Consider the following 13,026-nt stretch of genomic DNA (forward strand, 5'->3'; position numbering starts at 1 on the left):
GGGAAATTGCGATTATAGATGTGGCCTTGGCGACACTTCGACCCAAGGGCTTGTTGGCCGAGGCTCGATGGCCTATGAGCAACAATACGGGCCATGCAAGATCTCGCCGGAAAACACATTGTCCTGGGCCTCACGGGGGGCATCGCCTGCTACAAGTCGGCCGAGCTGTGCCGGCTGTTCGTGAAGGCAGGCGCCACCGTTCAGGTGGTCATGACCGAGGCGGCGGAGCAGTTCATCACCCCCGTGACCATGCAGGCGCTCTCGGGGCGCACCGTGTACACCTCGCAGTGGGACACGCGCGAGCCCAACAACATGCCGCACATCAACCTGAGCCGCGAGGCCGATGCGATCGTGCTGGCGCCCTGCAGCGCCGATTTCATCGCGCGCCTGGTGCAGGGCCGCTCCGACGACCTGCTGAGCCTGATGTGCCTGGCCCGCCCCATGGAGCGCATTCCGCTGCTCATCGCGCCGGCCATGAACCGCGAGATGTGGGCGCACCCCGCCACCCAGCGCAACCTGATGCAGGTGGCCGCCGACGGCGCCACCGTGCTGGGCGTGGGCAGCGGCTGGCAGGCCTGCGGCGAGACCGGCGACGGCCGCATGCTCGAGCCGGCGCAGCTGCTGGAGGACATCACCGCCTTCTTCAGCCCCAAGCTGCTGGCGGGGCAGAAGGTGCTGGTCACCGCGGGCCCGACCTTCGAGGCGCTCGACCCGATTCGCGGCATCACCAACCATTCGTCCGGCAAGATGGGTTTCGCCATTGCCCGCGCGGCGCGCGAGGCGGGTGCCGAGGTCACGCTGGTGGCCGGCCCGGTGCACCTGCCGACCCCGCGCGGCGTCACCCGCGTGGACGTGCTGTCGGCGCAGGAGATGCTCGATGCGACCACCCGAGCCGCGCAGTTTGCTAGCATTTTTGTAGCCACCGCCGCCGTGGCCGACTGGCGCCCAGCGACGCACAGCGACCAGAAGATCAAGAAAGACGGCAGTGGCAAGACGCCGGTGCTCGAGTTCGTCGAGAACGCCGACATCCTGCTCACCGTGGCCAAGAGCGAGCGGGCCCAGTCGAAAAAGCTCTTCTGCGTGGGTTTTGCCGCCGAGAGCGAGAACCTCGCCGAACACGCCAAGGCCAAGCGCGAGCGCAAGGGCATTCCGCTGCTGGTCGGCAACATCGGCCCGCTGACTTTCGGGCAGGACGACAACGCGTTGCTGCTGGTGGACGCCAACGGCGTGCGCGAGCTGCCCCGTGCGCCCAAGCTCACGCTGGCGCGCGAACTGATGACCGAAATTGCCGCACGTCTTTCCGACTGGAGGGTCTGATGAACCTGAATCCGCAATGGAACACCCCGCCCAACGGCGACTTCGCCCGCTATGTCGAGCGGCTGTCGGCGCAGGCCCTGCTCCCCAAGCGCGCGGCCAAGGAGGGCGAGCCCGGGCTCGACGTCGGCATCACGACCTTGCCCAACCAACCCTCCGGCCCCGTCACGGCCGCCATGCAGCAGCGCAACGAGGCATCGACCGGCGAAGTGACCAAGACGCCCTCGGGCTCGTTCGACCCCGCGACGCTCAAGGTGCTGGGCGTGGTCGGCGCGCTGGTCTTCCTGGTGCTGTGGGCCGCCGGCGTGCCGTTCGGCGCGCTGGTCGTCCTGCTGGGCGCGGCGGTCTGGTTCGGGCGCAAGTTGAAGGGCTTCAAGCTCACCCCGGGCGTTGCCAAGTGGCAGCAGGTGCTCGAGGACGCGGCCCGCAAGCAAAGAGAACAGCAACACAAACAAGGCAGCAAGTAAGTGAAAGTCGACGTCCGTATCCTCGATCCGCGCATGGTGGATCAATTGCCCGCGTATGCCACCCCCGGAAGCGCCGGCCTCGACCTGCGGGCCTGCCTCGACGCACCCATCACGCTGGCGCCCAACGGCTGGCAGCTGGTGGGCACCGGCATTTCGATCCACCTGGCCGACCCGGCCTACGCCGCGCTGATCCTTCCGCGCTCGGGCCTGGGCCACAAGCATGGCATCGTGCTGGGCAATCTGGTGGGCCTGATCGACAGCGATTACCAAGGCGAGCTGAAGATCAGCGCCTGGAACCGCAGCGACACCCCCTTCGTGCTCGAGCCCATGGAGCGGCTGGCGCAACTGGTGATCGTGCCGGTGGAGCAGGCGCAGTTTCGGGTGGTCACAGAATTTGCGCCCACGCAACGCGGCGAGGGCGGCTACGGCTCCACGGGCAAGCACTGAGCCCTTAGCTCTCAGCCCCTTCGGCACTGGCGGGCGCCCCGATTCTTAAGGGCACCTGAGTTTCCGAGCGGTAAAGACGGCGCGGGAACGGAACTGCCGGCGCCTCGTTCGCCTCGAAGGTTTCAGTGTGTGTTTTGCGTCATCGCGGCAGGGGCTGCGGCGTTAGTCACACGCAGGCGCACCCTTTGTGCGCCGTTCTATCCGAGGAGCCTCTCAACATGAAGATTTCAATGCGCTTCGTTTCCGTCACCGCTTCCGTACTGGCCGTGGCCACGCTCACGGCCTGCGTGGCGCCTGCGCCGGTCTACCAGACCTCGCGCTACCCGTACCAGGCGCCGCCGCGCGCCATCCAGTACCAGGAAGCTTCTTACGTCGAGTACGGCCATGTCGCCAACATCGAGGTGCTGCGCAGCGAAACCGCCGGCACCGGCACTTCCGGCGGCGGCGCTGTCGCCGGCGGTGTCATCGGTGGGGTGGTGGGCAACCAGTTCGGCCGTGGCAACGGCCGCGCCGCAGCCACCGCGCTGGGCATCGTGGGCGGTGCCCTGCTGGGCAACACCATCGAGGCACAGCAGAACGGTCCGCGTGCCTATGAAACCTATCGCGTGTCTGTGCAGACCGACCGCGGCGGCTACCGCGCGTTCGACGTGCAGAGTCCCGGCGACCTGCGCATCGGCGACCGTGTGCGCATCGACAACGGCCAGATCTCGCGCATGTAGCCGCGCCGTCCTTCTGGACGAAAAAAGCCGGGCGCTGCCCGGCTTTTTCATTTGTAAACCACCTTCTCAGTGCAGCGTCTGGTTGCCCGGCGCCATCGGTGCCACCTTGAAGAAGCCCGTGCCGGCCGAGCCGCGACCGATTTCTTCTTCGGTGGCTTCACGCACCGAACGCACCACGATGTCGAGCCGGATCGCGATGCCCGCCAGCGGATGGTTGCCGTCGAGCACCAGGTGGTCGGGGTAGATTTCGGCCACGGTATAGATCGTGTCCTTGGGAATGGTGTCGCTCACGCCCTTGGGCAGGGCAGAACCGTCGAAGGTCATGCCTTCTTCCGTATCGGCGGGGAAGAGCGAACGGGGTTCGAGAAACAGCAACTGGTCGTTGAAGTCGCCGAAGCCCTGCTCGGGTTCGACCTGCAACTGCACCCGGGCGCCGGGCTCGTGGCCTTGCAGGGCCGCGTCGATCACGTCGAAGAGGTCGTCGCCACCCACCAGGAATTCGACCGGTTCATCGAGCACGTCCAGCACGTCGCCGAGCGTGTCTTTCATCGTCCAGGTCAAGCCGACCACGCATTGTTCAGAGATTTCCATTGCAGAATTCTCCCATGGAGATTACACAACCGCTGCCGTTGCTCGGCGGCCTGAGTGCCGCGCAGTTCATGCGGCGGTATTGGCAGAAAAAGCCCTTGCTCGTTCGCCAGGCGATACCCGCCATGGTGCCACCGATCGAGCGCAATGCGCTGTTTGCGTTGGCGGAGCGCGAAGGCGTGGAGTCGCGCCTCATCCGGCATGGCAAGTCCGGCTGGTCGCTCAAGCACGGGCCGCTGGCCCGTCGCGCCTTGCCGCCGCTGAAGCAACCCGCATGGACGCTGCTGGTGCAGGGCGTCGACTTGCACCACGAGGGCGTGCACGAACTGTTGCGGCAGTTTCGATTCCTGCCCGACGCGCGGCTGGACGACCTGATGATCAGCTACGCGAGCGACACCGGCGGCGTCGGCGCGCATTTCGACAGCTACGACGTGTTCCTGCTGCAGGCGCAGGGACGCCGCAAATGGTCCACTGGCAAGCAGGGCGACCTGAGCCTGCAGCCCGGCGTGCCGCTCAAGATACTGCAGAACTTCGAGCCCGAGCAAACCTTCGTGCTCGAGCCCGGCGACATGCTCTACCTGCCGCCCAAGTACGCCCACGACGGCGTGGCTGTGGGCGACGACTGCATGACCTGCTCCATCGGCCTGCGTTCTTCCGCCGTGGGCGAGATGGGCGCCGACCTGCTGGCGCGCATGGCGCAGGCCTATTCCGAAGACCTCGAAGACGCCGGCCCGGCAGAAACGGCACGCTACCGCGACCCATCGCAACCCGCCGTGGCATCGCCGGGCCAGATGCCCGCCGCCTTGCAGGCCTTCGCGCGCAAGGCCGTCGAGGCCGCGCTGCGCGACCCCGATGCCATCGACCGCGCGCTCGGCGAATCGCTCACCGAGCCCAAGGCCAACGTGTGGTTCGACGAGGGCGGCGAGCTGCCCGACGCGGCGCAACGCGTGGCGCTCGACCGCCGCACGCGCATGCTCTACGACACGCGCCACATCTTCATCAACGGCGAGAGCTTTCGCGCGGGCGGTGCCGATGCCACGTTGATGCGCCGGCTGGCCGATCAGCGCGCGCTCGGGCCGCGCGAACTGGCCCGCGCCAGCGAAGGCGCGCTCGCGCTGCTCGACGAGTGGTGCGAGTCAGGTTGGCTTCATGCCGAATGAGCAACATCCGCCGGAGCAACACACGCTCCTGACCGAGGGCCGTTTCGACGGCCGCGCGGCCTTCGACACCATGCTGCGCGGCGCCCTGTCTTCCGCGGCGCAGCAAGGCTGGAAAGAAATCGTCTTCAGCGACCCCGATTTCGCGGACTGGCCGCTGGGTGAACGCGCGAGCATCGAGGCGCTGCAGGCATGGTCCGCGAGCGGCCGGCGCCTGGTGTTGCTGGCCCAGCGCTACGACGTGCTGGAGCGCGCGCATGCGCGCTTCGTGCCGTGGCGGCGCATGTGGGACCACATCATCGAATGCCGCGCAATCGGCAAGACCGGTGGCGCCGAAGTGCCCAGCGCCATCTGGACGCCCACGTGGTTCATGCACCGCATCGACCCGGAGCGCAGCCGAGGCGTGTGCGGCACCGATGCGGCATCGCGCCGTGCATTGCGCGAGACCATCGACGAGTGCTGGCGCCTCGCGCGACCGGCCTTTGCGGCATCGACGCTCGGCTTGTAAGCCAATGCCGCGAATCCGGGCGCGAGACATATTCGGGCAGGGATGCAGGTCTAGAATTTTTTCGTTCCAGACATTCTTTGCCAAAGGAGATTCCATGAAGAAGTCAACGTCCGTCCTGGTTGCCTCGCTGATTGCCGCTGCCGCACTCGTCGCTTGCGGAAAGAAGGAGGACGCCGCGCCGGCGGTTGTGACGCCGCCTCCTGCGCCTGTGACCGAACCCGCACCGGCGCCTGCCGCACCGGCCTCCACACCCTCTACAGATTCGGGCGCCGCCACGCCGGCCCCGGGTGCTTCGTCGGCACTCGACGCCGCCAACGCCGCGACCGAAGCCGCAAAGAAGAACGAAGCGCCCAAGCAGTAAGCGCTGCCCGGCACTCGCCAATAAAAAGCCGCCCGAGGGCGGCTTTTTAATTGGCGAAAAGTTCGGCTCACACGTCGAGCCAGGGCGAGCCCTCGGAGGCCGTCGCGGTGAGCATCTCGGCCTCGTCGCCGCCCAGCGCATCGGCCATCAAGCGGCGCACGATGTCGGGCCGGTTGTTCTGCTCGCTCAGGTGCGCCGCGACCACGTGGCGCAGGCCGTCGTGCAGCACGGCACGCGCGATGTCCGCCGCGGCCGTGTTCGACAGGTGCCCGTAGTTGCCGCCCACGCGGTGCTTCAGGAACGACGGGTAGGCCGAGTTGGCGAGCAGGTCTGCGTCGTGGTTGAACTCCAGCAGCAGGGCATGCACGCCGCTCAGCCGGGCCAGCACGTGCGCCGTGGCATGCCCCAGGTCGGTGAGCACGCCGAGCGTGCGGTTGCCGTCGGTGCAGAGCAGTTGCAGCGGTTCGCGCGCATCGTGCGGCACGGTGAAGGGCTGCACGCCGATGTCGCCGACCGAGAACGCCGCGTCGTCGCGCGCCAGGTTCAGGCGGCCTTCGAAATCGCGAGCGCCCGTGGCGAGCCACGTGCCTTCGCTCATCCAGACGGGAATGCGGTTGCGCCGCGACAGCGTGTGGGCACAGCCGATGTGGTCGCCATGCTCGTGGGTCACGAAGACCGCATCGATGTCGCCGGCGACGAGGCCCGCTTGTGCGAGCCGCAGGTCGAGCTGCTTGATGCCGAAGCCGCAGTCGACCAGGAGGCGGGAGGTGCGGCCGGCGCTGGTCGACTCGACCAGCGCGGCGTTGCCCGTGCTGCCGCTGCCGAGACTTCGGAAGCGGAGCATGCGGGTTACTTCAGGTCGTCGGCGATGACCTTGACGATGCGCTCTGCGTTGGCCGAGCTTTCGGGCGCGCCGGCTTCGTTGAGCACCGACACCGTGGTGGCTTCGCCCTGGCTCTTCACCGAGATGCGGAACTTGATCGGTGCCTCGTCCTTCTTCGAGCCGCTGAACAGCTTGCCGAAGAAGCCGGGTTCCTTCTTGTCCGGATCGGGCGTCACGTAGCGCACGTAGTACAGGCCGGCGCTGCGGTCGCGGTCTTCCACGGTGAAGCCGGTGCGGTCGAGCGCCAGGCCGACGCGGCGCCATGCGCGGTCGAAACCTTCGCTGATCTGCACGACCGGCTGGTTGCCGATCTTGGCGATGGTGGCGGTCTTGGTCGGTGCCGTGGTGGCGGCCAGGATCTTCGACTGCTCTTGCGAGACGCCGAGCTTGACCATCAGGCGGCGCAGGAATTCGGTCTCGAGTTCAGGATCGCTCGGGCGCGGCTGCCACACGGTCTGGTCCTGGCGCGAGTTGTTGTAGACCTCTTGCATGCCGCGGTGGCTGATGAAGATCTCGGTGCCGGTGGGCGTGCGTTCCAGGCGGGTGCGGAAGCGGTCGAGTTCGCCGGTCGAGTAGACCGAGTCGACCAGCTTGCCCAGCGTGCCGCGGATGATGTCCTGCGGCAGCTTGGCGCGGTTCTCGGCCCAGTCGGTTTCCATGATGCCCAGGTTGCGCTGGTCGGTGGTCAACAGGAAGCCGCTTTCCTGCCAGAAGTCTTTCACCGGGTCCCAGAGCTGGTCGGGCGTGCGGTTGACGACGATCCAGCGCTGCGTGCCCGCGCGCTCCATGCGCACGTCGCCCAGGGCGCTCACCGCGGTAGGCACGCCCGGTGCGTTGGCGATGCCGGCCTGGTAGGCATTGGCCGTCACGGCGCCGCCGGGCAGTGCGTAGCGGTTGTCGCGCGAGAGCTGGGACAGGTCGGGTGGGACTTCGAGCGTTGGGGCCTTGCCTGCGCTCTTGTAGTCGATCTTGTCGCTCTCGAGAACGGAGCAGGCGGCGAGGCTGGCAACGAGGGCCAGCAGTGCAAGTCGCGAAAGGTTCTTCAACGTCTTCTTCCTTGTTGGAATGGTTCGGTCTGTCGTCTGTCTATGGGCCGCAGTGCCCGCCATCTCTGAGCACGCTTCCGGCAAAAGGTTGCTTAACCTTGTTGCGGCCAGGGAAAAGGCTGTTCCGGAAGGTGCGCGGCAGGAGCGTTCAGCGCGCTCAGCCCTTGAGCAGGCCGGTGGCGCGCAGGGCGCCCTCGACTGCCGGACGGCTGGCTTCGCCGAGCTCGGTGAGCGGCAGGCGCAGGGCGCCACCGCACAGGCCGAGCCGGGCCATGGCCCACTTCAGCGGAATCGGGTTGGGTTCGACGAACAGGTTGCGGTGCAGCGGCATGAGCTCAAACTGGATTTCCATCGCCCGCTTGACGTCGCCCGCCAGCGCGGCCACGCACAGTTCGTGCATCTTGCGCGGCGCGATGTTGGCCGTGACGCTGATGTTGCCCTGGCCGCCGCAGAGCATGAGCGCGACCGCGGTCGGGTCGTCGCCGGAGTACACGGCGAAGTTCTTCGGCACGTCGCGAATGAGCCACTGGGCGCGTTCGATGTTGCCGGTGGCTTCCTTGATGCCGATGATGCCGGGCACCTGCGTGAGGCGCAGCACGGTGTCGTGCGCCATATCGGCCACGGTGCGGCCGGGCACGTTGTACAGCACGATGGGCAGGTCGCCCACGGCCTCGGCGATGGCCTTGAAATGCTGGTACTGGCCTTCTTGCGTCGGCTTGTTGTAGTAGGGCACGACCTGCAGCTGCGAATCGGCGCCCACGCCCTTGGCGAACTTGGCGAGCTCGATGGCTTCCTTGGTCGAATTGGCGCCGCAGCCGGCCATGACGGGCACGCGGCCCTTGGCTTGCTCGACGGATACGCGGATGATTTCGCAGTGCTCTTCGACATCGACCGTCGGCGATTCGCCGGTGGTCCCGACCACGCCGAGGCAGTCGGTGCCTTCTTCGATGTGCCAGTCGATGAGCCGCCGCAGGGCGGGGTAGTCGACACTGCCGTCGTCGTGCATCGGCGTGACGAGCGCGACGATGCTGCCTGTCAGTTGCTCCAAGGGGAATCTCTTTGTCGGTGGACGAAAGCGCCGATTCTACTTACTCCGGCGCCCCGGCAGGCAGTGGCCCCGGCCCCCTCAGTTTCCCTTAAGGAGGTGGCGCTCGGGCTCGCCGGCGGCGGGCGCGGCCGGGCGCACGGCCGCGATGCGCTGCACGAACCGCGCGGGCTCCTGCACGAAACCGTCTTCATAGGCCACCACGCGCAGGCCCGCGCAGGCCGCCAGCAACTCGCCCGGCTGAAGCAGGAAGTCGGCGCGAGACGGCTTGCCGACCGTCTCGTTGCCCGCGGCGAAAGTCTCGTAGAGCAGCACGCCGCCTGGGGCCACGGCCGCCACGATGTCGGCCATGCGCGCGCCAGAGGTAGTTGGTGATGACCACCGCGCCGAAAACCTGGCCGGCGAAGGGCCAGGGGCCCGCTTCGATGTCCGCCGCCACGGTGCGCCCGAAGGCGCCGGCCGCCGCGATGGCCTCCGGTGAGCGGTCCACGCCGGTCACCGCATGACCGCGCCCGGCGAACCATTGCATGTGCCGGCCGGCGCCGCAGGCCACGTCGAGCACGGTGGCGTTGGCGGCCAGCAGGTGGGACCAGCGCACGACCCAGTCCGAAGGCGGGGAAGCCGCGGCAGGGTGCGACATGCCGTGCACCGACGCTGCATCTTTCATGGACAGGTCTTCAGGGGCAAGAAGTTCAAAAGCACGACCAGATCTGGTCGACCAGCGTCACCAGGAAAGCCGGGTGCACGTACATGGCGAACACCCCGCCCAGCACCGCCAGCGCTGCGGCGAGCCAGCCGGCGTGGACGAGGTGTTGGCGCCGTTGCAGTGTCATGGCCTGGCTTTATACGCAAGTCAGCCCGCGGCGCCCAGCGGCTGGGGAGCGCGCGCAATGGCGTTTTCCTTCACCGGCAGGTTGATCAGCGCGGCGAACACGCCCAGCGCAATGGCGATGTACCAGACCACGTCGTAGCTGCCCGTGGTGTCGTACAGGTAGCCGCCCAGCCACACGCCCAGGAACGAGCCCACCTGGTGGCTGAGGAACACGAAGCCGCTCAGCATCGAAAGATGGGCCACGCCGAAGATGCCCGCCACGATGGCGTTGGTCGCGGGCACCGTCGACAGCCACAGGAAGCCCATGGCCGCCGAGAACACGTACACGCTGGCCGGCGAGATCGGCGCCATCAGGAACAGAGCGATCGACACCGCCCGCGCGAGGTAGATGGCCGCCAATATCTTGCGCTTGGCCAGCTTCTGCCCCAGCAGCCCCACCGTGTACGTGCCGAACACGTTGAACAGCCCGATCAGCGCCAGCGCGTAGCCCGCCACCTCGGCCGGCAGCGCGCGGTCGCGCAGGTAGGTCGGCATGTGGATGCCGATGAACGCCAGCTGGAAGCCGCACACGAAGTAGCCCGCCATCAGCAGCCCGAAGCTCGGGTAGCGAAAGGCCTCGCCCACGGCCTGCAGCACCGACTGCTCGCGGTGCCCGGCCAGCGCCGCCGTCTTCGGTTCGCGCAAGCCGAAGGCCAGCGGGACGATGACCAGCACCAGCACCGCCACCACCGCCAGCGCCGTCTGCCAGCCCAGGTGGCCGATGAGCTGCCCCTCGATGGGCGCCATCAGGAACTGCCCGAACGAGCCGGCCGCCGCCGCCACGCCCATGGCCCAGGAGCGCCGCTCGGCCGGAATCTGCCGCCCAATCACGCCGTAGATCACCGCGTAGGTCGAGCCCGCCTGCGCCGCGCCGATGAGCACGCCCGCGCTCAGCGTGAACAGCAGCGGCGTCGGCGAATGCGCCATGCCGAACAGGCCCAGCGCATAGAGCACCGCGCCGCCGATCAGCACCCGGAACGCGCCGAAGCGGTCGGCCAGCATGCCCGCGAACACGCCGAAGATGCCCCACGACAGGTTCTGGATGGCCAGCGCGAACGAGAAGGTCTGGCGGTTCCAGTCCTGGGCCTGCGTGATGGGCTGCAGCCACAGCCCGAAGCCGTGGCGGATGCCCATGGAGAGCGTGACGATCATCGCCCCGCAGAACAGGACTTGCTTGACCGAGAGAGTGGGGGCGGGGGCTTGCATGGCGTCGAATGTAGCGACTTGCATGCTGCGGCAGCCCCGCTGGCGGCCAAAGCCATTGATGATTTGTAGACGGCGTTTCAATGCGCTTTGCGCATCAAAAGCCGCCGCCTTCGCTCAGGCTTCATTGCGCTGTCGCGCCCGCGACAGCACGCGCCCGCGGAAAGCCGTGCGCGCAGGCCCGCCACGCCAGCCACAGCGCCGGCACCAGCAGCACGACCAGCGACCACGGCAACACCCCCGCGCCCCGGCTTTGCAGCAGCACGCCGCCGATCAGGCCGCCACCCGCGATGGCGATGTTCCACGCCGTGACCACCATCGACTGCGCCACGTCCGCCGCATCGCCCGCGGCCTGCGCCGACGCGGTCTGGAAGAGCGTGGCAGCGCCGCCGAAGGACACGCCCCACACGCCCACCGCGACGAACACCACCGCCGGCGACCCGGTCGCTGCACCGAGCAGCAGCGCCGCCAGCCCGAAGCCCGCCGTGCCGGCCAGCACCAGCTCGCGCAGCCAGCGGTCGATGAGCACGCCCGTTACCCAGATGCCGAGGATCGATGCCGCGCCGAACACCAGCAGCACCAGGTCCACCCGCTCGCCCAGGCCGGCGTGCGCGAGGAAGGGCGCGATGTACGTGTAGAGGATGTTGTGCGCCAGCACAAAGGCCAGCATCACCGCCAGCACCGGCCGCACGCCCGGCAACAGGAACACGCGCCGCACGCTCTGCTGGCGGCCGGCGGCCTGCCCGGGAAAGTCCGGCACCTGCCAGCGCACCCAGCCCAGCAGCAGCACCGAGAGCGCCGACATGATCAGGAACGCCGGCCGCCAGCCCACGCCGTTGCCCAGCAGCGTGCCGGCCGGAATGCCCAGCGACAGCGCCAGCGGCGCGCCCAGCATGGCCACCGCGATGGCCCGGCCCTGCAGCGAAGGCGCGACCATGCGCGCCGCCTGCCCAGCCAGCAGCGCCCACAGAAGGCCCGCGAACACGCCGGCGAAGAAGCGCGCGACCAGCGTCAGCGCGTAGCCGTGCGACAGCGCGGTCACGGTGTTGACGATCGCGAAGCCGCCGATGGCCAGCAGCAGCAAGGGCCGTCGGCGCCAGCTGCGGGTGAGGGCGACGAGCGGAATCGCCGCCACCAGCGAGCCAATGGCGTAGACCGTGACGAGCTGGCCGACCAGCGCGGGCGCGATGCCCAGGCTCGCGCCGATCTGCGGCAGCAGGCCGGCGGGCATGGCCTCGGTAAGCACGGTGATGAAGCCGGCGGCCGCAAGGGCGAGCAGGCCCAGCAGGGGCAGCCTTGGCGGTGCGGAGAGCGACGCGGAGCGTGGCGAGGAAGAAGGGTTGGCGTTCGTGAATGACATGCCACCGACGATAGGAACAAGCCGACTCCGGAAAAAGGGGGCTACAGTTCCGCTCAATACGGACAAGCCAGTCCGCAATGGAGCATTCGCATGGACAGCCTCGGCGGTTTCACCGTCTTCATCCAGGTCGCCGAAACGCGCAGTTTCGTCACCGCCGGCCGCGCGCTGGGCGTCTCTGCATCCGCCGTGGGCAAGCGCGTGGCGCGGCTCGAAGAGCGTTTGGGCGTGCGGCTGTTCCACCGCAGCACGCGCAGCATCACGCTCACCGCCGAGGGCACGCTGTTCCTGGCGCGCAGCCGCCGGGTGCTGGCCGAGATCGAGGCGGCCGAGCAGGAGCTGTCGCACTCGGCCGGCGCGCCGCGCGGCAAGCTGCGCGTGAGCCTGCCGCTGGTCAGCTCGCTGGTGCTGCCGGTGCTGGCCGACTTCATGCGCGAGCACCCGGCCATCGAGCTCGACCTCGACTTCAGCGACCGGCTGGTCGACGTCATCGAGGAAGGCTTCGACGCCGTGGTGCGCACCGGCGAGCTGGCCGATTCACGGCTGTCGGCCCGCCGGCTGGGCGCGTTCTCGCAGCTGCTGGTGGCCTCGCCCGAGTACCTGGAACGCCACGGCACTCCCGCGTCGCTGGCCGACCTGGCCGGGCACGCCTGCCTGCACTACCGCTATCCCGCGACAGGCAAGGTCGAGGTCTGGCCGCTGCTGCCCATGCCTGACGGCAGCGAATGCCGACCGCCGGTGTCCATGGTCTGCAACAACATGGAAACCCGGCTGTGCTTCGCGCAGCGGGGCCGCGGCATCGCCTGCCTGCCGGACTTCAGCGTGCGCGAGGCGCTGGCCGCGGGCCGGCTGCGCAGCGTGCTGGCCGGGCATGTGCGCCCGCACAGCATCGGGCTGGGCGTGCTGTGGCCCTCGGGTCGGCATCCGTCGCCCAAGCTGCGGGCGTTCATCGATTTCCTGGGCGCGCACCTGGCCATGCCGTGAGGCGCGCCGGAGTGCGATGAAGCAGGGGGCGGACGTTCCTCGGACTTTCCTGTATGGGTATCCAGTCATTTCCCGG

The 13,026-nt window shown here is 68.3% G+C and carries 15 protein-coding genes and 1 pseudogene; 8 read left to right on the forward strand and 8 right to left on the reverse strand.

The window, feature by feature from the left end; genetic code table 11:
• Positions 1-93: 93 nt before the first annotated feature.
• The 4 genes from coaBC (at position 94) to AB6807_RS02305 (ending at position 2,947) form a co-directional block, all read left to right on the forward strand.
• Positions 94-1,317: a bifunctional phosphopantothenoylcysteine decarboxylase/phosphopantothenate--cysteine ligase CoaBC gene (gene coaBC / locus AB6807_RS02290; protein ID WP_371083344.1), complete on the forward strand. Its 1,224-nt coding sequence runs from the start codon at positions 94-96 to the stop codon at positions 1,315-1,317.
• The gene (locus AB6807_RS02295; protein WP_371083345.1) at positions 1,317-1,781 is read left to right on the forward strand and encodes a hypothetical protein; all 465 of its coding nucleotides are present in this window, start codon (positions 1,317-1,319) and stop codon (positions 1,779-1,781) included. Before coaBC ends, AB6807_RS02295 begins: the two co-directional genes overlap by 1 nt.
• Complete coding sequence (gene dut / locus AB6807_RS02300) at positions 1,782-2,228, forward strand: dUTP diphosphatase (protein ID WP_371083346.1); 447 nt, start codon at positions 1,782-1,784, stop codon at positions 2,226-2,228. It abuts the gene before it with no gap.
• A 218-nt stretch (positions 2,229-2,446) separates the two neighbouring features.
• Entirely contained in the window at positions 2,447-2,947 is a 501-nt protein-coding gene (locus tag AB6807_RS02305; RefSeq protein ID WP_116908620.1) for a glycine zipper 2TM domain-containing protein, read from the forward strand.
• Between the two features lie 66 nt (positions 2,948-3,013).
• Here AB6807_RS02305 and AB6807_RS02310 read toward each other — a convergent pair whose 3' ends face one another.
• Complete coding sequence (locus tag AB6807_RS02310) at positions 3,014-3,538, reverse strand: peptidylprolyl isomerase (protein ID WP_371083347.1); 525 nt, start codon at positions 3,536-3,538, stop codon at positions 3,014-3,016.
• A gap of 14 nt (positions 3,539-3,552) precedes the next feature.
• Between AB6807_RS02310 and AB6807_RS02315 the strand changes: the two genes are divergently transcribed.
• From AB6807_RS02315 to AB6807_RS02325, 3 genes are all read left to right on the forward strand, one after another.
• Positions 3,553-4,695 (forward strand): JmjC domain-containing protein, encoded by a 1,143-nt coding sequence (locus AB6807_RS02315; protein ID WP_371083348.1) that lies wholly within the window; start codon positions 3,553-3,555, stop codon positions 4,693-4,695.
• Positions 4,685-5,200: a hypothetical protein gene (locus AB6807_RS02320; protein ID WP_371083349.1), complete on the forward strand. Its 516-nt coding sequence runs from the start codon at positions 4,685-4,687 to the stop codon at positions 5,198-5,200. Before AB6807_RS02315 ends, AB6807_RS02320 begins: the two co-directional genes overlap by 11 nt.
• Before the next feature lie 94 nt (positions 5,201-5,294).
• A complete protein-coding gene (locus tag AB6807_RS02325) occupies positions 5,295-5,561 on the forward strand; it encodes a hypothetical protein (protein WP_116908624.1) in 267 nt (88 codons plus the stop codon).
• 67 nt (positions 5,562-5,628) lie between these two features.
• On the opposite strand, the gene AB6807_RS02330 is transcribed toward AB6807_RS02325, so the two are convergent.
• From AB6807_RS02330 to AB6807_RS02360, 7 genes and pseudogenes are all read right to left on the reverse strand, one after another.
• A complete protein-coding gene (locus AB6807_RS02330; RefSeq protein ID WP_371083350.1) occupies positions 5,629-6,405 on the reverse strand; it encodes an MBL fold metallo-hydrolase in 777 nt (258 codons plus the stop codon).
• 5 nt (positions 6,406-6,410) lie between these two features.
• On the reverse strand, positions 6,411-7,490 hold the full coding sequence (bamC, locus tag AB6807_RS02335) for an outer membrane protein assembly factor BamC (protein WP_371083351.1): 1,080 nt from the start codon (positions 7,488-7,490) through the stop codon (positions 6,411-6,413).
• A 157-nt stretch (positions 7,491-7,647) separates the two neighbouring features.
• Positions 7,648-8,538 carry a 4-hydroxy-tetrahydrodipicolinate synthase gene (gene dapA / locus AB6807_RS02340; protein ID WP_116908627.1) on the reverse strand — a complete coding sequence of 297 codons (891 nt, stop codon included), beginning with the start codon at positions 8,536-8,538 and terminating at the stop codon, positions 7,648-7,650.
• A 78-nt stretch (positions 8,539-8,616) separates the two neighbouring features.
• A pseudogene (locus tag AB6807_RS02345) lies at positions 8,617-9,202 on the reverse strand (class I SAM-dependent methyltransferase).
• A 25-nt stretch (positions 9,203-9,227) separates the two neighbouring features.
• On the reverse strand, positions 9,228-9,368 hold the full coding sequence (locus tag AB6807_RS02350) for a hypothetical protein (protein ID WP_371083352.1): 141 nt from the start codon (positions 9,366-9,368) through the stop codon (positions 9,228-9,230).
• A 20-nt stretch (positions 9,369-9,388) separates the two neighbouring features.
• Positions 9,389-10,612 carry an MFS transporter gene (locus AB6807_RS02355; protein ID WP_371083353.1) on the reverse strand — a complete coding sequence of 408 codons (1,224 nt, stop codon included), beginning with the start codon at positions 10,610-10,612 and terminating at the stop codon, positions 9,389-9,391.
• A 121-nt stretch (positions 10,613-10,733) separates the two neighbouring features.
• The gene (locus AB6807_RS02360) at positions 10,734-11,969 is read right to left on the reverse strand and encodes an MFS transporter (protein WP_371083354.1); all 1,236 of its coding nucleotides are present in this window, start codon (positions 11,967-11,969) and stop codon (positions 10,734-10,736) included.
• A 90-nt stretch (positions 11,970-12,059) separates the two neighbouring features.
• On the opposite strand from AB6807_RS02360, the gene AB6807_RS02365 reads away from it, so the two are divergent.
• On the forward strand, positions 12,060-12,950 hold the full coding sequence (locus AB6807_RS02365) for a LysR family transcriptional regulator (RefSeq protein ID WP_371083355.1): 891 nt from the start codon (positions 12,060-12,062) through the stop codon (positions 12,948-12,950).
• Positions 12,951-13,026: the final 76 nt, after the last annotated feature.

Source organism: Variovorax sp. RCC_210, from assembly GCF_041355175.1.
Taxonomy (GTDB): domain Bacteria; phylum Pseudomonadota; class Gammaproteobacteria; order Burkholderiales; family Burkholderiaceae_C; genus Variovorax.